This window comes from Shewanella sp. T24-MNA-CIBAN-0130 (assembly GCF_040310185.1).
Lineage (GTDB): Bacteria > Pseudomonadota > Gammaproteobacteria > Enterobacterales > Shewanellaceae > Shewanella > Shewanella psychromarinicola.
The window spans coordinates 1-241 of the sequence record NZ_JBEOPP010000523.1 but is presented as its reverse complement, the minus strand read 5'-3'; the positions used below and the strand labels follow the sequence as shown (position 1 = coordinate 241).

1 protein-coding gene is annotated in these 241 nt (G+C 47.7%); it reads right to left on the bottom strand.

Annotation, left to right across the window (positions count from 1 at the left end; genetic code table 11):
- The coding region (locus tag AAEZ02_RS23360; RefSeq protein WP_351125605.1) for an ATPase, T2SS/T4P/T4SS family at nucleotides 1-241 on the bottom strand (241 nt) is incomplete at both ends.

Sequence of the window (241 nt, the reverse complement as noted above, 5' to 3'; positions counted from 1 at the left end):
GTATTGATGAGCTGATCATATGATCAATGGTGTCACGGCATATTGCCGCTTCTTCCATTTGGGCCAATGAGCGTAGACGGTTGATCACATCTTGTGGGTTATTGGCATGCACAGTCGTTAGGCTTCCATCGTGGCCACAGTTCATGGCTTGGAGCATATCAAATACTTCACCGCCCCTGACTTCGCCAACAATAATGCGGTCAGCGCGCATTCTTAATGCCGTTTTCACTAAGTCTCGTAA